The sequence below is a fragment of the Cellulomonas sp. EB106-03-03-XG116 genome (assembly GCF_058792015.1).
The window spans coordinates 20,220-36,690 of the sequence record NZ_JBYTEP010000010.1; the positions used below are offsets into that span (position 1 = coordinate 20,220).

13 protein-coding genes and 1 pseudogene are annotated in these 16,471 nt (G+C 76.4%); 11 read left to right on the plus strand and 3 right to left on the minus strand.

Annotated elements, in window-relative coordinates:
- The first annotated feature begins 36 nt into the window (after positions 1 to 36).
- Genes AC3WUG_RS06430 through AC3WUG_RS06440 form a run of 3 tightly spaced genes read left to right on the plus strand, consistent with a single transcriptional unit; the run spans position 37 to position 2,803 of the window.
- The gene (locus AC3WUG_RS06430) at positions 37 to 174 is read left to right on the plus strand and encodes a hypothetical protein (protein WP_492326909.1); all 138 of its coding nucleotides are present in this window, start codon (positions 37 to 39) and stop codon (positions 172 to 174) included.
- Positions 171 to 1,586: an amidase gene (locus tag AC3WUG_RS06435; RefSeq protein ID WP_492326910.1), complete on the plus strand. Its 1,416-nt coding sequence runs from the start codon at positions 171 to 173 to the stop codon at positions 1,584 to 1,586. The genes AC3WUG_RS06430 and AC3WUG_RS06435 overlap by 4 nt, the downstream gene beginning before the upstream one ends.
- Positions 1,583 to 2,803: an MFS transporter gene (locus AC3WUG_RS06440; RefSeq protein ID WP_492326911.1), complete on the plus strand. Its 1,221-nt coding sequence runs from the start codon at positions 1,583 to 1,585 to the stop codon at positions 2,801 to 2,803. Before AC3WUG_RS06435 ends, AC3WUG_RS06440 begins: the two co-directional genes overlap by 4 nt.
- 26 nt (positions 2,804 to 2,829) lie before the next feature.
- On the opposite strand, the pseudogene AC3WUG_RS06445 reads toward AC3WUG_RS06440, so the two are convergent.
- Positions 2,830 to 3,519 (minus strand): annotated as a pseudogene (locus tag AC3WUG_RS06445) (GntR family transcriptional regulator); the annotation flags it as partial.
- Between the two features lie 158 nt (positions 3,520 to 3,677).
- Between AC3WUG_RS06445 and AC3WUG_RS06450 the strand changes: the two are divergent.
- The 4 genes from AC3WUG_RS06450 (at position 3,678) to AC3WUG_RS06465 (ending at position 10,415) form a co-directional block, all read left to right on the plus strand.
- The gene (locus tag AC3WUG_RS06450) at positions 3,678 to 4,721 is read left to right on the plus strand and encodes an NAD(P)-dependent alcohol dehydrogenase (protein WP_492326912.1); all 1,044 of its coding nucleotides are present in this window, start codon (positions 3,678 to 3,680) and stop codon (positions 4,719 to 4,721) included.
- A gap of 320 nt (positions 4,722 to 5,041) precedes the next feature.
- Positions 5,042 to 8,491, plus strand: a complete 3,450-nt coding sequence (locus tag AC3WUG_RS06455) for a hypothetical protein (RefSeq protein WP_492326913.1) — start codon at positions 5,042 to 5,044, stop codon at positions 8,489 to 8,491.
- Positions 8,492 to 8,541: 50 nt separating this feature from the next.
- Positions 8,542 to 8,910 (plus strand): hypothetical protein, encoded by a 369-nt coding sequence (locus AC3WUG_RS06460; protein WP_492326914.1) that lies wholly within the window; start codon positions 8,542 to 8,544, stop codon positions 8,908 to 8,910.
- Positions 8,911 to 8,993: 83 nt separating this feature from the next.
- Positions 8,994 to 10,415 (plus strand): outer membrane protein assembly factor BamB family protein, encoded by a 1,422-nt coding sequence (locus tag AC3WUG_RS06465; protein ID WP_492326915.1) that lies wholly within the window; start codon positions 8,994 to 8,996, stop codon positions 10,413 to 10,415.
- A gap of 30 nt (positions 10,416 to 10,445) precedes the next feature.
- On the opposite strand, the gene AC3WUG_RS06470 is transcribed toward AC3WUG_RS06465, so the two are convergent.
- On the minus strand, positions 10,446 to 10,856 hold the full coding sequence (locus tag AC3WUG_RS06470; protein WP_492326916.1) for a hypothetical protein: 411 nt from the start codon (positions 10,854 to 10,856) through the stop codon (positions 10,446 to 10,448).
- A 130-nt stretch (positions 10,857 to 10,986) separates the two neighbouring features.
- Here AC3WUG_RS06470 and AC3WUG_RS06475 point away from each other — a divergent pair, with 130 nt between their 5' ends.
- The 3 genes from AC3WUG_RS06475 (at position 10,987) to AC3WUG_RS06485 (ending at position 14,240) form a co-directional block, all read left to right on the plus strand.
- Complete coding sequence (locus tag AC3WUG_RS06475) at positions 10,987 to 12,606, plus strand: LuxR C-terminal-related transcriptional regulator (RefSeq protein ID WP_492326917.1); 1,620 nt, start codon at positions 10,987 to 10,989, stop codon at positions 12,604 to 12,606.
- A gap of 121 nt (positions 12,607 to 12,727) precedes the next feature.
- Entirely contained in the window at positions 12,728 to 13,189 is a 462-nt protein-coding gene (locus tag AC3WUG_RS06480) for a hypothetical protein (RefSeq protein ID WP_492326918.1), read from the plus strand.
- On the plus strand, positions 13,128 to 14,240 hold the full coding sequence (locus AC3WUG_RS06485) for a class I SAM-dependent methyltransferase (RefSeq protein ID WP_492326919.1): 1,113 nt from the start codon (positions 13,128 to 13,130) through the stop codon (positions 14,238 to 14,240). Before AC3WUG_RS06480 ends, AC3WUG_RS06485 begins: the two co-directional genes overlap by 62 nt.
- Positions 14,241 to 14,284: 44 nt before the next feature.
- Here the strand turns inward: AC3WUG_RS06485 and AC3WUG_RS06490 are convergent, their stop codons facing one another.
- Positions 14,285 to 14,947: a Type 1 glutamine amidotransferase-like domain-containing protein gene (locus AC3WUG_RS06490; RefSeq protein WP_492326920.1), complete on the minus strand. Its 663-nt coding sequence runs from the start codon at positions 14,945 to 14,947 to the stop codon at positions 14,285 to 14,287.
- Between the two features lie 80 nt (positions 14,948 to 15,027).
- Here AC3WUG_RS06490 and AC3WUG_RS06495 point away from each other — a divergent pair, with 80 nt between their 5' ends.
- Positions 15,028 to 16,470 (plus strand): DNA polymerase IV, encoded by a 1,443-nt coding sequence (locus AC3WUG_RS06495; RefSeq protein ID WP_492326921.1) that lies wholly within the window; start codon positions 15,028 to 15,030, stop codon positions 16,468 to 16,470.
- Position 16,471: the final 1 nt, after the last annotated feature.

Genomic DNA, 16,471 nt, shown 5'->3' on the forward strand with positions numbered 1-16,471 from the left:
AGCGGCGGCCCGGCGCGGCGTCCGGTCCGAGGAGAGGTGAGGGACGACGTGGACGAGGACCAGATGCCCGCCGGCTGGCGCGAGGGCGCGGCGCGGGTGTGCGCGATCGCCGAGGCGAGCGACGCGGCGCCGGCCGCGCTGTTCACCGCGCTGCGCGACCGGGACGCCCGGTGACGGCCGAGCTGCTGGGCGACGTCGCGCTCGCCCAGCGCGCGCTGGCCGCCGGCGAGGTGACGAGCCGGGACCTGGTCGAGGCGGCGCTGACGGCGGCCGAGGCGGTCGGCGACCTCGCCGCGTTCGCCTCGCTGCACCCCGCGAGCGCCCGGCGCGCCGCCCGCGAGCTGGACGACCAGCGCGCGGCCGGCGCCCCGCTGGGCCCGCTGGCCGGCATCCCCGTCGTGCTCAAGGACAACGTCGCCGAGTCGGGTGTCCCGAACCGGGCCGCCTCCCTCCTGCTCCTGGACGAGCCGGCGGCGGTCGACGCGACCGTGACGGCCCGGCTCCGGCACGCAGGGGCGGTGGTGATCGGCCGGACCAACATGCACGAGCTCGCCTGGGGCGGCACCACGGACAACCCGCACCTGGGCACGTGCCGCAACCCGTTCGACCCCGGGCGGATCCCCGCCGGGTCGAGCGGGGGCACCGCGGCGGCGGTCGCCGCGGGCGTGGTGCCCGTCGGCATCGGCACCGACACGGGCGGGTCGATCCGCCTGCCCGCCTCGGTCACGAACCTGACCGGCCTGCGCCCCTCGCTCGGCCGCGTGCCGACCACCGGCGTCGTCCCGCTCGCCTGGACGCTCGACACGGTCGGCCCGATCGGCCGGTCCGCCGCGGAGTGCCGGCTGGTGCTGGACGCCACGGCCGGCCCGGACGGCAGCGACGACGGCTGCGTGTCCCGGCCGGACACGCTGCGCCACCTCCTGCACCGCGCCGACCCCTGGGCCGGGCTGCGGGTGGGCGTCGTGGACGGCTTCACGCTGGACGGCGTGCAGCCGGACGTCGCCGCCGCGGTCGCCGGGCTGCTCGACGACGCGGCCCGGTGGGGCGCGCGGCCGGTCGACGTCGCGCTCCCGCACCTCGAGGAGCTGGTCGACGCCCTCGTGGTGCTGAACGCCGCCGAGGCGTCCGCGGTGCACGCGGCCGCGCTGCGCGCCCACCCCGAGCGGCTCGGCACCGACGTCCGGGTGCTGCTCGAGGCGGGTGCCCGGTTCACCGCGGTCGAGTACCTGCAGGCGCAGCGCCTGCGCACCCTCGCCCGCGACGCGCTCGCCCGGACCTGGGAGCAGGTCGACGTCCTGCTGGTCCCGACCCTGCCGTTCACCGCCCCGCGCCTCGGCGAGCGCGACATCGAGCTCGCCGGCCGCACCCAGGACGTCCTCGTGGCGAACATGCGGTACACCGCCCTCGCCAGCCTCACCGGCGCGCCGGCCGTGTCCTTCCCGTGCGGGCTGGACCGCCTCGGGCTGCCGATCGGCGCGCAGCTGGTGGGCCCGGCCTGGTCGGACCGCGCCCTGCTGCACCTCGTCGCCGACGTGCAGCACCGGACCGGGCACCACCGCGCGCGGCCCGCCCGGCGCGCGGCATGAGCCCGGCCGCCGGGCGCACCGGCGGCGGCGCCACGGTCCTGCTGCTGTCGCTCGTCCTGCGCGCGCCCGTGGTCGCGCCCGCCCCCGTCCTCGCGGTCGCCCAGGACGACCTCGGGGTGAGCGCCGCCGTCGCGGCCCTGCTGGTCACGGTCCCGGTGCTCTGCTTCGGCCTGCTCGCGGCGCCGGCCGGCTGGGTCGTCGGGCGGCTGGGCACCCGCGCGGCGACGCTGGCCTCGCTCGGCGGCATCGCCGCGGCCCTCGTGCTGCGGGTGTCCGCCGGCCCGGCGGGGGCGGTCCTCGGCACGGTGCTGCTCGGCGCGGCGATCACGGTCGCCAACGTCGTGCTCCCCGTCCTCGCGAGCGCCGGCGACCGGCGGCACGCCGAGCGCCTGACCACGCGCTACACGGTCGGGATGAATCTGGCGTCGCTCGTCGCCACGGTCGTGACGGCGCCGTTGGCGTCCGCGGTCGGCTGGCGGGTGGCCGTGACGGCGCCCTGGCTGCTCACGTGCGTCGTCGGCGCCGTGGCCACGGCGCGCTCCGGGTCGGCCGTCGCGGGGACGGGCGGACGGGCGGGGGTCCCGGGCGGCGGGCCGTCCGACGGCGGCCGCCGACCGTGGCGGCACCTCGTCCCGGTGCTCCTGGCGGTGGCGTTCGCCGGGCAGACGCTGTCGTACTACGGCATCACGGCCTGGCTGCCCACCCAGCTCGACGACCTCATGGGCCTGGGGCTCGTCCTGGCCGGGAGCAGCGCCGCCGTGTTCCAGCTGACCGGCGCCCTCGGGCCGTTGCTCATGGCGCCCGTCCTGCGCACCGGCCGGATCACCACCGGGTTCGCCGCGACCACCGCCCTGTGGCTGACGTTCCCGCTCGGGATGCTGCTGGCGCCCGGCGCCTGGTGGCTGTGGGCCCTCGCCGCCGGGGCGGCGCAGGGCGCCACCTTCACCCTGGTGCTCACCGGCGTGAACCGCTGGGCCCGGTCCCCCGCCGAGGCCCGTCGCGCGGCGGCCCTGGTGCAGGGCGGCGGCTACGCGGTGGGCGCCTGCGGCCCGGTGCTGCTCGGGACCGTCCACGCCGTCTCCGGCGGCTGGACCGCGCCGATGCTCGTGGTGGTGGTCGCCGCGCTCGGCCTCGGCGCCGCCGGGATGTCGTCCACGTCGAGCCGGCGCGCCGACTCCACCGAGGCGAGCCCCGTGCTCGAGCCGGCGCGCCCGTAGTCGTTGAGCAGGAAGATCCGGTCGTGCCGGTAGTACCCCGTCGCGACCTCGATCACCCGGCCCTCGGGGCCGAGGACCCGCCGGTGCTGCACCATCACCGGCGCGCCCGCCGCGACGTCGAGCGCCTCGGCGACCGCCGGGTCGGCCGTCGTCGCCCCGGTGCGGACCTGCGCGACGCCGATCTGCACCCCGTGCTGCTCGAGGTAGGCGAACGTCCCACCGCCCTCGGTCGGGGTGACGTCCGCGGGCCGGGTCAGGCCCAGGTCGGCCGGGAGGTACGACGACCACAGGACGATCGGCTCCGGCGTCTGGGTCAGCCGCTCCCACAGCACCACGTCGGCGCCCGGCGTCAGGCCGAGCTCGGTCGCGACGGCCGGCGACGCGGGCACCGTCTCCCACGCCAGGTGGCGGTAGAACACCCGGGCGGCCGCCGGGTCGGTGCCCTCCTCGGCGATGGCCCGCAGGTGGTTGAGCTCGTGCACCAGCACCTCCGTGCGGGCGCGGGTGCCGATCCCCTGGTCGCGGCGGATCAGCCCCTCGGCCACCAGCATGGCCAGCGCCTCGCGCACCACGTTCCGCCCGACCGCGAACTCGGCCGCGATGCGGTCCTCCGGGGGCAGCCCGGTCTCGTGGAACGCGCCGCCGACGATCCGCGCGCGGAGCACGTCGCGCACGAGGCGTGCCCGGTGCGCACGCCTCGTCAGGTAGCCGGCCATGCGGGCATGCTCCCACGGCGCCGGGCGGCCGGCCGCCAGGGAGGCACTGGCAGGACCTCGCACGATCGGCCGCGGCGGGGTTGACTGTGCGGACGACCGGCCGTCGACGACGACCCCGCCGGCGTCGACCCACCGTCCCGCGCACCCCTGGGAGTCCTGTGCTCACCGTCAACGCCTACGCCGCCCCCTCCGCGACCGAGCCGCTCGTCCCCGTGACGATCGAGCGCCGCGACGTGGGGCCGAAGGACGTGCTGATCGAGATCCGGTACGCCGGCGTCTGCCACTCCGACATCCACACCGTCCGGGGCGACTGGGGCCCCATCACCTACCCGCAGGTCGTCGAGCACGAGATCGTCGGCGTGGTCGCCGAGGTCGGCGCCGAGGTGACCCGGCACGCCGTCGGCGACCGGGTCGGCGTGGGCTGCATGGTGAACTCCTGCCGGGAGTGCGAGAACTGCCGCGCCGGCCTCGAGCAGTACTGCCTCGAGGGCAACACCCAGACCTACGCGTCGGTCGACCGCGACGGCACCATCACGCAGGGCGGGTACTCGACCCACGTGGTCGTCGACGAGGACTTCGTGCTCCGCGTGCCGGAGGCCATCCCGTTCGACAAGGCCGCGCCGCTGCTGTGCGCCGGCGTGACCACGTACTCCCCGCTCGCCCACTGGGGCGCCGGCCCGGGCAAGAAGGTCGCGGTCGTCGGCATGGGCGGCCTCGGGCACATGGCCGTCAAGCTCGCGCACGCCATGGGCGCCGAGGTCACCGTGCTGTCCCGGACCCTGAGCAAGAAGGCCGACGGCCTCGAGCTCGGCGCGGACCACTACTACGCGACCGAGGACCCGGCCACGTTCGCCGAGCTCGCGAACACCTTCGACCTCATCGTCAACACCGTGTCCGCGGTCGTCGACCTGGGCGCCTACCTGTCGCTGCTCCGGCTCGACGGCACCCTGGTGAACGTCGGCGCGCCCGGCGAGCCGCTGCCCGTCCAGGTGTTCACGCTGTTCGGCAACCGCCGCTCGTTCGCCGGGTCGAGCATCGGCAGCATCGCCGAGACCCAGGAGATGCTCGACTTCTGCGCCGAGCACGGCATCGCGCCCGAGACCGAGCTGATCGCCGCCGACGCGGTGAACGACGCCTACGAGCGCGTGCTGCGCTCGGACGTGCGGTACCGGTTCGTCATCGACGTGGCGACGATGGCCTGAGCCGCGCGGCACGCATGAGCCCCCTCCCGCGAGCCGCGGGAGGGGGCTCGTCCGCTGTGCCCCGCCCCGCGTCCGCACCGCCCGATCCGGTGCCGAATGGGTGAACCGTCAGCCGTTCCCGCACTCCGGCCTCACCCGCAGTGCCACGCTCGGCGCGTCACAGCGCAGTCACAGGGGGTCTCGTGATCAAGCGGTCAGCACGTGCACGGTGGGCATCGGGGATGGCGCTCGCGCTGACCCTCACGGCGTTGGTCCCGGAAGTCGCCCGGGCCGCGGAGGTCGGACCCCCTCAGGTGTCGGTCGACCCCTCGGGTGAGTGGGTGGACGCCTGGTACGTCGACGTCACCCTGTCCGTCGACTACGACGAGCCCGTCGCCGGGTACGTCGTGCTCGCGGACCAGGACGCGCAGTCGGACCCCGGGCCCGACGTCAACCAGCTCGATCCGCTCTGGAGCCCATGGCTGAGCGAGGGCGAGAACTGGCTGCACGTGCGGGCGGTGCTCGAGGACGGCACCCTCTCCCCGGTGGCGCACACCCGCGTCGGGATCGACACCCAGGCACCCTGGGTCGGCGAGCTGCGCAGTCCCACCCACCCATGGGGCGAGGTGTCCGCCTCGACTGCCATCACCGTCGAGTGGGACGCCCCGGAGGACGTCTCCGGCATCGCCGGGTACGACGTGCGCGTCACCGACGACCCGGCGCCGCCCGCGGACGACAGCGACCCGGCCGAGGGTACGACCGTCACCGACCCCACCGTCGACCTCACGCTCCCGGGCGACGGCGAGTGGTACATCCACGTCAGGCCGCGGGACCGGGCCGGCCACTGGGGGACGTTCGCTACCTACGCCGCGACCGTGGACGCCGCGCCTCCGGCGGCGCCGGTCGTCTCGGGCTCGCACATTCACGCGGTCGCCTCCTCGCAGCGGCACCTGAACATGACGTTCACCGAGAACGACGGCGACCACGTCGCGGCCTGGTCGGCACTGGTCGACCGAGAGCCCACAACCGAGCCGGCCGCCGAGACCGCACGCCCGGAGCCCCGGATCAGTGCCGAGCTCACCCCCGGAACGTGGTGGTTGCACGTGCGTGGCGTCGAGGCTTCGGGTCGTGCCGGCGAGACGACCCACGTCGAGCTCGTCGTCCGCGACGACCCGTACGTCGTGGACATGCCCGCGGGCAAGCACGTGTGGACACCCACGACCGTGGGTGCCGTGTGCGCCGGCACGGACGCCGTCCTCGCCGTCGTGGACGCGAACGGGACCACGACGCCGGTCGGCCCGCTCGTCGCCGACGGCACCGGTGCGTGCGTGGCGACATGGGACCCGACGTCCACCACCGCGCAGGGCCGGACCTGGCCCGACGGCGACTACGACCTCACCGTCCTCGACCCCGCCGGCGACGAGATCGCCGAGCGCGTGACGGTGACCGTGGCGGTCGAGAGCACCAACGTCGACCGGCTGCGGTCCGACTACGCCGCGGGCGCGCTCACCGCCGAGGACCTGGCCGGCGAGCTGCTGCGGTCGGCCGTGGACCCCACGACCGTCGGGGAGGACTACGGGGCGGGCGCGGCCACGCGCACCCCGACGCTCCCCGAGATGGCAGAAGCGCTCACTGCGGGCGGAGAGCTGTCCGACGCGCTGGCCGATCTGCTGACGCCGGTGGACGAGTCGACCGAGACCGCACCGGCCGCGCGCGCCGCCTCCGTCGGGGCCTGCGACTCGCGGATCCGATTCGCGGGCGTGCTGTTCGACTGCCTCGCGGGTGATGAGACGGCCGTCGTCTACTGGGACTCGGCCGATCTCGGTGCGGTCGTGAACGGGGCTCTCCCGAGCGCCGTCGAGACGGCGCTCGACTCCCTCGACCGTGCCCGGACCGTCTACTCCGCCGCCGGCTTCGTCGTGCCCGACGAGGCGGTGACGGTCTACCTCACGCCGCTCATGGAGCACAACGCCGGGCTCTCCCTGCCCGGCATCCGTCGGGCGCTCGGCGCGGACACGCCCCCGTCGATCATCATGAGCTCGGTCCGGCTGGTGCCGTACCTGCCGTTCCACGAGTACTTCCACCAGGTCGAGTACCAGTACATGCCCTTCAACCGGCTCGCGCTCCCGCTCAACAACCCGTACTGGTGGCTCGAGGGCAGCGCGGAGTGGGGCGCCCACCTGGTGCAGGACCAGTCGCCCGACGTCGTCGCTACCGAGGACTACGCCCAGTCGCTCGACGAGTTCCTGTCCCGCAGCCGCGACGCGTTCGACGGAGGTGGCCCTAACACCGCGGGCGGACCCGAGTACGGCTCGTTCATCATGGCCGAGTTCGTCGAGGAGCAGTACGGCGGCCCCGACGCGGTGCGCGAGACGTGGGAGCGCATCACCCGCCCGCCGTTCGGCTCCTCTCCCGCGCGAGCGATCGAGGACGTCGCCCGGAGCGGCGGCGACACCTATGGCGCGATGATCAGCCGGTTCCGCGAGTGGACGTACACGCTCGACCGGGCCGACCTGCGCGACACCGGGTTCTCCGACCCCGACGCCGACGACGGCGGCCTGTGGCGGGCAGCCCTGGAGGGCCGCAGCCAGACCAACGGCACGGTGCTGCCCACGAGCTGGCGGCCCCCGCACGAGTCGGTGAGCCTCGACGCGACGCATCGGACCGCGTCCGGGGAGGTGCGCCTCGCACCGAGCGGGGCCGAGTACCTGGAGATCTCCGGCCCCACGGACGCCGTCGGGACCCTGCGGATCGAGGTCGAGGGCCCGGACGGGCTGACGGCGACGACGGTCCTGACCGCGGTCGACAGCTTCCCGACACTTTGCCCCGGCTTCCTCACCCGCGCCGCACCGGACGAGGGCGCGGTCGCGCGCGGCAGGTCGGTGGAGTCGGCCGAGGGGTTCCTCGGCGGGGCGACCTGCGCAGACGCTGTCGCCGTCATCACCAGCACGAGACCGCTGCCGTTCCCCAGCGTGGCCGGCCTTCCCGGCGGGGGCGACACCTACACCTGGACGGCGACCTTCGAGCCGCTCGGTGCCCGGCTGAGCAACGGCACCGTCGACGTGGGCGTGCACAGCCTCGGCACCCTCGGCTACGAGTGGGTCGGCATCGAGCCCGCGGGGGCGCAGGGCATGGACCTCGACGTCGAGGACGACAGCTGGGGGGTCTCGGACGGCGCGGTCGCGGGTGGCGTCTACGGCCGCGCCTACCATGAGCCCGACACGGACGGAGACCTCCGACTGCGGTCGTTCACGTACGACGCGACCTCGTCGACCTCGGTCACCGAGACAGGCGGCCTCGTCGTGACCCACCGCGTCCGCCCGGTCCCCGGGACGGACGGCATGTACGCGATCGACGTGACCGTCGCGCGGGAGAGCGGGCAGTCGTCGCTTGACAGGGTCCGTTACCGCCGAACCCTGGCGTGGGACGGGGCGTGGAACTGGCGGTACGGATCGACCTGGTTCCGGGCGCCGGGCGGGGACGACTCCCGCATCATGACCTTGACGGACGGGAAGTCGACCCCCGACCCCACGCTGCTCGCGAACGGGTCGCCGGTCTGGTACTCCCCGCCGGACGAGGTTAGCTACCAGGCGGGCCGCACGATCGACCTGGACCTGGGTGTGGTGCCGGCGGGCGGCAGCAGGAGCTTCACCCTGTTCTACGGCCTCCAGCCGGACGCCGCCGCGGCCGCCGGCGCGGCGCTCGCGGTCGGGTCGGACGTGTACTCGGTGACCGAGCAGTGGAACGCTCCAGGTGAGCTCGTGGCGGTGTTCGGGTATCGGGCAGGCTGAGGCGCCCCAGCCTGGTCGACGGGGTCCGTCATGGACGGGAGGAAGAGTCGATGCGCAGATCCCGAGCCCGAGCGGCGCTCGCCGCCACGCTCGCGCTGACCTGGATCACACCCGCGGCGGCCTGCGTCCCGTGGGACGCAGGCACCACGCAGGCGGCCGTCGTGAACGACACGTCCGCGATGGTCACCGTCACGGTGACCGGCACCGACCTCGACATCGGCGTCCCGGCCGGGCGGACCTGGGAGGGTGAGGAGGACGCCCCGTGCGCCGGCACCGCCGTCGTGGTGCGCGCCGAGGACGGCGGCCTGCTCGCCGAGTTCGAGCACGCCCTCTGCAGCACCACGGTGGTCCACGTCCGCGACGACCAGGTGACGCTGCGCGACTACGCCGACGACACGCGGGAGACCGCGGCCCCGTAGCTCCCTCCCGCGCGCCGAGCGGGAGGGGGCTCGGCGCCCGAACCGACCCCGCGACCCGCCCGGCGACCGTAGAGTCCCCCGTCATGGGGGCAGACCGCATGGCCGACGTGCAGCTCGACGAGGACCTCGCCGAGCCGGGGCACGGCCCGCGCCCGCCGTCCGCCGTCGCCCGCCGTGCCCGCGCGCTGCTGCGCCGCTGGTGGCCGGCGCCGGTCGCGGTGGTCCTGGCGCTCGGGGCGGCGCAGCTGGTCGCCGACCACCGGGACAAGGCGCGGGCGGACCGCCTCCGCGCGACGCCCGGCGTCCTGGCCGAGACCGTCACCGCCCCGCTGGACGCGACGCCCTGGGGCACCAGCGACGCGATGGGGCTCGTGTCATCCGGTACCCGGACGTCCGAGGGCCTCGTCGCGGGCGTGCTGGTGCCCGGGACCGGCGACCCGGCCGCGGTGGTGGCGCTCGACGCCGGCACGGGCGACGAGGTGTGGCGCGCCGAGATCGGGGCCCTGCCGACCGAGGACGGGTACACGCGCAGCGCGGCGTGCTCCTCCGGCTCCGACGGCCCCGCCGACGCGCTGTGGTGCGCGGTGACCGACGGGCCTGCGGGCGACCGGGGGCCGGAGACGACGCGGCTGGTCCGGGTCGACCTGGCGGACGGCGCCGTGACCGCGCTCCGGGAGCTCGAGCCCCGGGCCGAGGCCCTGGTCGTCGGCGACGTGCTCGTCGTCGCCACCCGTCAGGACGGCGCGGTGCTGCTGGTCGGCAGCGGCCGGGACGACGGCGTCGAGCGGTGGCGCACCGAGCTCCCGGACGCGGTCGACGAGATGTACTCCAGCGGGTGGCTGACCCAGCAGGGCGGGCACGTCGTGGTCCCGTGCGCGGAGGAGAGCTGGGCGGTCGACCCGGCCGACGGGCGGGTCGAGGCGCACGAGCACGCGCTGTACGCGGTGCGCAGGGACGCGCTCGTCGGCATCCCCGAGTCCGGCCCGGCGCGGCTGCTCGGCCCGGACGGCGCCGGGACCGCCACAGCCGACGGGTACCCGCTGCCCCTCTCGCCCGACGACGGATCGGTGCCGCAGATCCAGCCGGTCCTCGCGCAGGACGCGGACGGCCCCGTGGTGCGCGGCATCGACCCCGCGACGGGCGACGTCCGGTGGGAGCGCCGCAGCGACCCGAGCCCGCTCAGCGGGTACCTGCTGCTCGAGGGCGTGCTCTACGGGAGCGACAGCGCGACCGTCTGGGCGGTGGACGTCGCGAGCGGCGAGGGGCTGTGGTCGGTCCTCGCGCCCCCGGCCGAGGGCACGTGGCTGATGACCGACGGCCGGCACCTGCTGCGGGCCGAGCGCCCGGACGGCGCGACGGACGTGGGCCTGTCCGCGTACGACCTGGGCTCCGGCCGGCGCGCGTGGACCACCCCGCTCCCCGACGACGTGCAGGGCCTGTGGCCGCGGGACGGCGTGCTCTACGGCTACGGCGGGGACGGGCGCGCGCTGGTCCGGATCGGGTGACCGGGAGGCCGGGCCGACCGCGCCCGGGCGCTACGGCGCGCGCAGCGCGAGCAGGTCCTCGACCGGGACCACCTCGACGAGACCCCGGGCCCGCCGCGCCAGCTCCTCGTCCAGCGCGACCAGCACGTCCGCCTGCAGCCGGGCGACCGCGACGTACTCCGCGGGCGCCACCTCGTCCCAGCCCTGCTCCGTGGCGATCCGCCACGCCGTGGCGCGCGAGACCCGGTCGCCGAGCAGCCGCACCCGCAGCGCCGTCAGCCCGTCGAGCAGCCCGGCGGCCCGCGCGGGGTCGAGCCTGCCGGCGCGGACGTCGCGGTAGAGCAGGCCCATGGCGTCCGTGCGCAGCAGGTTCGGCGCCACGAGCTGGTGCCCGTCGGGCACGACGAACCCCTCCTCGACCAGGCGGACCGCCGCGGGGGCGTCGATCGCGAAGCGGGTCATGCTCGGCTCCTCCCCGGGGGCCGACCACCGTCGACCGGCTCTGGGCCCATCCTGCTCCCCGCAGGGCCGTCGCGGGGCCGCGACGTCTCGAGCCCGCGCCCGCGCCGACCGGGTCTACGGTGGCGCCACCATGGACCTCACCGTCGAACTCGCCGAGGCGCGGGCCGCGCACGCCCGGGGCGACTGGCACGCCACCTACGCGGCGCTGAGCCGGGCGCGCGCGGACGCCGAGCTGGCGCCGGCCGACCTCGCGCTGCTCGGCGGCGCCGCGTGGTGGGTCGGCCGGGCCCAGGAGTCGCTCGCGCTGACCGAGGCCGCGTTCGGGCAGCTCGAGGACGCGGGCGACGAGGCCGGCGCCGCGGCGCGCGCGGTCGACCTGGCGCTCGTGTGGTTCACCCGCGGCGACCTCGTCGTGACGAACGGCTGGCTGCGACGGGCACGCCGCCTGCTGGCGGGCCTGCCGGAGTCGGTGGCGCACGGCTACCTGGGCTACCTGGACGGCGCGCTGGCCCTGCTCGGCGGCGACGTCGCCGCCGGGCGCGCCGCCGGCGAGGACCTCGACGTGCTCGGGCGGCGGCTCCGCGAGCCCGGGCTGACCTCACTCGGCCTCGTGCTGGCCGGGCTCGCCGACCTCCGGGAGGGCCGCACCGCGGGCGGGTTCGCCCAGCTCGACGAGGCGATGCTGCCGGTGCTGGCGGGCCGGCTCCCGCCGGAGTGGGCGGGCGAGGTCTACTGCACGGTCATCCACTCCTGCCACGAGCTGGGCGACCTGGAGCGGATGCGCGCCTGGACGCGCGCGACCGAGCGGTGGTGCGAGCAGTTCCGCGGCGAGGTGGTGTTCTCCGGGATCTGCCGGGTGCACCGGCTGCAGCTCCGGTGCGCCGAGGGCGGCTGGGCCGGCGCCGAGGACGCCCTCCAGCACAGCGGGGCCGAGCTCGAGGGCGTGAACGACTGGGTCGCCGGGGAGGCGTTCTACCAGCTCGGCGAGCTGCGCCGGCTGCGCGGCGACCGGGACGGCGCCCGCGCCGCGTACGCGCGGGCCCGGGCGCTCGACACCGACCCGCAGCCCGGCGAGGCGCTGTTGCTGCTGGCCGGGGGCGACCGGGACGGCGCCTGGTCGGGGCTGACCGGGGCGCTGGCGGGGCGCGACCGCCTGGGCGGCGCCCGGCTGCTCGCCGCCGGGGTGCACGTCGCGCTCGCGCTCGGCCGCCGGGACGAGGCCGAGCGGTGGGCGGCCCGGCTCGCCGAGGTCGCCGCGGAGTTCGGCACGCCGGGGTTCCGGGGCTGGGCCGCGCACGCCGAGGGCGCGGTGCACGTGGCGCGCGGCCGGTGCGGCGAGGCGGTCGACCGCCTGGAGGCCGCGGCGCGCGAGTACCGCGCGCTGCACCTGCGGTACGAGACCGCCCAGGTGTACGAGCTGCTCGCCGGGGCGCACGCCGGCGCGGGCCGGGACGCCGAGGCCGCGGCGGACCGCGCCACCGCGCTCGCGATCTACCGCGAGGTGGGCGCGCTGCCGGACGTGCGGCGGCTCGACGACCGCGGGCTGCCCGGCGGGCTCACCGACCGGGAGGGCGAGGTGCTGGGCCGGGTCGCGGCGGGGCTGAGCAACCGGCAGGTCGCCCGCGACCTGGTGATCAGCGAGAAGACCGTGAGCCGGCACCTGGCCAACATCTTCGTCAAGATCGGCGTCTCCTCCCGCACCGCCGCCGCCGCGTGGGCGCACGAGCACGGCGTGCGCGCGCCCGGCTGAGTGCACCACCCGCCCCATCCCGCGCCGGGCGATCTGCACCGAAGGCCCGACGCGTGCCCCGCGGCCGCGCTCCTAGCGTCGCGAGCAGCCGGCGCGCAGCCGGGACGTGGTGGGAGCGGACATGGCGCTGGACCTCGCGGTCGTGGCGGGCGGCATCTCGACGTCGGTCTTCGCCGGCAGCATGCTGCCGATGGTGGTGAAGGCGCTGCGCACCCGCGACCTCGCCTCGTACAGCCTGCCGAGCCTGCTGCTCACCAACGCCGGCAACGTCCTGCACAGCGTGTACGTCTACAGCCTGCCGGTCGGCCCGATCTGGGCGCTGCACGCGTTCTACCTCGTGGTGACGTGGCTGATGCTGGCGCTCTACCTGCGGCACCGCCCGCCACGTGCGGACGTGGGGCGGACGCCCCACCCGACGGCCGCGGAGACGCACGGTTCGCCCGATGTGGCGGGCCCGGGCCCGTTCCTAGCGTCGGAGCACGCCGTCGCCACCGGGGCCGCGGCACGGGAGGAGATCCACGATGACCACGACGACGAGCAGGACCACGACCACGCGCGAGCACGCGCCGCAGCCGTCGCCTGACCCGGCCGCCACGCAGGCGTTCGCCGGGCGCATGCTGGGGGTGCTGAACGACGCGGCGGTGGCCGTGCTCACCAGCACCGGCCACCAGACCGGGCTGTTCGCCGCGCTGGCGGCGCTCCCGCCGGCGACGAGCGCGCAGATCGCCGACGCCGCCGACCTGCACGAGCGGTACGTCCGCGAGTGGCTGGGCGGCATGACGGCCGCCGGGATCGTCCGGTACGAGCCGGCGACGGGCACCTACGCGCTGCCGGCCGAGCACGCCGCGGTGCTGACCCCGGCGGCCGGGCCGGACAACCTCGCGCTGCTCATGCAGCACGTCACGATGATGGGCGAGGTCGAGGCGCGCACCGTCGAGCGGTTCCGGCGGGGCGGCGGGCTGTCCTACGCGGACTACCCGCACTTCCACCGGAACATGGCCGAGACGAGCGCCGCGGTTCACGACGCCGCGCTCGTCGACGGGATCCTGCCCCTGGTGCCGGGGCTGCCCGACGCGCTGCGGGCGGGCGCCGAGGTCGCGGACGTCGGCTGCGGGCGCGGGCACGCGGTGAACCTCATGGCGCGCGCGTTCCCCGCCAGCCGGTTCACCGGGTACGACCTGTCGGCCGACGCGGTCGCCGCCGCGCGGGACGAGGCGGCGGCGCTGGGCCTGACGAACGCGACGTTCGAGGTGCGCGACGTCGCGGCGCTGGACGCCGAGGGCCGGTTCGACCTGGTGACGGCGTTCGACGCGGTGCACGACCAGGCGCGGCCGGCCGAGGTGCTGGCTGGCGTGCGGCGCGCGCTGCGGCCCGACGGGGCGTTCCTCATGGTCGACATCCGCGCCTCGAGCCACCTGGAGCGGAACCTCGACCTGCCGTGGGCCGCGTACCTGTACGCGATCTCGACGTACCACTGCATGAGCGTGTCCCTCGGCCAGGGCGGCGCGGGCCTCGGCACGGTGTGGGGCGTCGAGCTCGCGGCGGAGATGCTCGCCGACGCGGGGTTCTCGCGGGTCGAGCGGTGCGACGTGCCGGCGGACCCGTTCAACGCGTACGTCGTGGCGCGCCCCTGAGGCCCGGGCCGGCCGGCGCGGCGGGTGCCCACCCGCCGCGCCGGCTACCCGTCGAGCCGCGTCCACTCCCCCTCCGACACCACCTCCACCCGGCCGTCGACGACCGCGATCGCCGTCTGCTCGTCGATCGCGTAGGCCGGCCCGCCGATCCCGGCGGCCCACCGCTCGGCGGCCTCGGGGGTGTTCGAGGCGAACGCGTTCAGGTGCGGGAAGATCGCGAAGTCGACCAGGCCGAGCGTGCGGTCGTCCGGCGCGCCGGCCCACTCCACGAACATCTCGCCGATGCGCGGCGTCAGGACCATGCTGCCCGCGCTCACGCCGACCCAGACGAGCTCGGGACGGGTGGCCAGCAGGTCCGCCAGGCCGGACTCGCGCAGCCAGTGCGCGAGGTACGTCGCGTCGCCGCCGTCGACGAGCAGCACGTCGGCGTCCCGGACCCACGGGACCCACCGGTCCGCGCCGATCGTCGGCAGCGCGGTGAGCTCCAGCACCCCGAGCGACGCCCAGCCGAGGCCGGTCAGGTGCTCGAAGCGCGGCTCGGCCGCGACGAGGCCCCGCACGGACGCGGGCCCGCACAGCGGGTGGCCCCACTGGGCCGTCGGGACGACCAGCGCGCGGCACTCGGCCACCGGCCGGGGCAGCAGCCGGTCCAGGGCCGCGCGGATGCTCGGGTTGGTGACGCCGCCGGACGTGAGCAGGAGCTGCACGGGACCTCCCGGGTCGTGGGTCGTGGCCGCACCCATCGTGCACCCGCGCGCGTGTCGGTGCCGTGCGGCAGCATGGCCCGGTGAGCAGCGAGGTGACGGCCCCGCGCCTGCGCACCGAGCCGAGCATCGCGCACCTGGACGCGGACGCCTTCTTCGCGTCGGTCGAGCAGGCGCAGCGCCCCTCCCTGCGCGGGCGCCCGGTGCTGGTCGGCGGGACCGGTCCACGCGGGGTGGTCGCCGCGGCCTCCTACGAGGCCCGGGCGATGGGCGTGCGGTCGGCCATGTCGATGGCGAGCGCCCGGCGCGCGTGCCCGCAGGCGACCGTGGTGGTCCCCCGGTTCGACGCGTACACCGCGTACTCGGCGCGGATCATGGCGGCGCTGCGCGAGCGGTCGGACGCGGTCGAGCCGCTGAGCATCGACGAGGCGTTCGCCGACCTCGGCGCCGTGCGTCCCGGCCCCGACGGCTGGCCCGGGGTCGCCCGGGACCTGCGGGAGCGCGCGGTCGAGCTCGCCGGCGTGCCGGTGTCGGTCGGGATGGGCCGGTCCAAGCTCGTCGCGAAGCTCGCCTCGGCGGCCGCCAAGCCCGCGGGGGTCGTGGTCGTCGCCCCCGAGGACGAGGACGCGTTCCTGCTGCCGATGCCGGTGCGGTCGCTGTGGGGCGTCGGGCCGGTGTCCGCGGAGCGGCTGGAGAAGATCGGCGTGCGCACCGTCGAGGACCTGCGCGGGCAGCCGCTCGACACCCTGACGATGGTGCTGGGCGACGCCGCCGGGTCGAACCTGTTCCGGGTCGCGCGCGGCTGGGACGACCGACCCGTGGCGGAGACCCGGGAGCGGAAGTCCGCGGGCGCCGAGCACACCTTCGAGCGGGACCTGCACGGCCGGGCCGAGGTCGCGGCGCAGCTGCCCGCCGTGGTCGACCAGGCCTACACCCGCCTGGAGCGGCACGGCGGCGCGGCCCGGACGGTGACGGCGAAGGTGCGGTTCGCCGGGTTCAGCACCGTGACCCGCGCGGTGTCCCTGCCGTCGCCGACCGCGGACCGGGCGGCGCTGCACGAGGCGGCGGCGCGGGCGCTCGACCTCGTGGAGCTGACGGAGCCGGTGCGGCTGCTCGGGGTGGCGTTCAGCGGGCTGTCCGAGCACGCGCAGCTGATGCTGGACCTGGCGGGGCCCGTCGACGCGGCCGACCCGGGAGCGCCGGCCGATGCCGAGGGCGGTGCCGCGCCGGGCGACGAGGACCCGGACGCGCTCCGTCCCGTCGTCCGTCGCCGACGCGGTCGGCTCCGGGTCGACGACGCCGCCCCCGGCCTCGACGTCCGGCACCCGACGCACGGCCGCGGCTGGGTGGTGAAGGCGCGCGACGACGGCCGGGTCGCCGTCCGGTTCGAGACCGCCGCCACCGGGCCGGGGCGGCAGATCTGGCTGGACCCGGTGACGGAGGCGGTCGATCTGGTCGGGGCGCTCGGGCCCGACGGGTCGGAGCTGGAGGACACCGGCCCCGCGCAGGACCCCGAGCCTGCCTAGC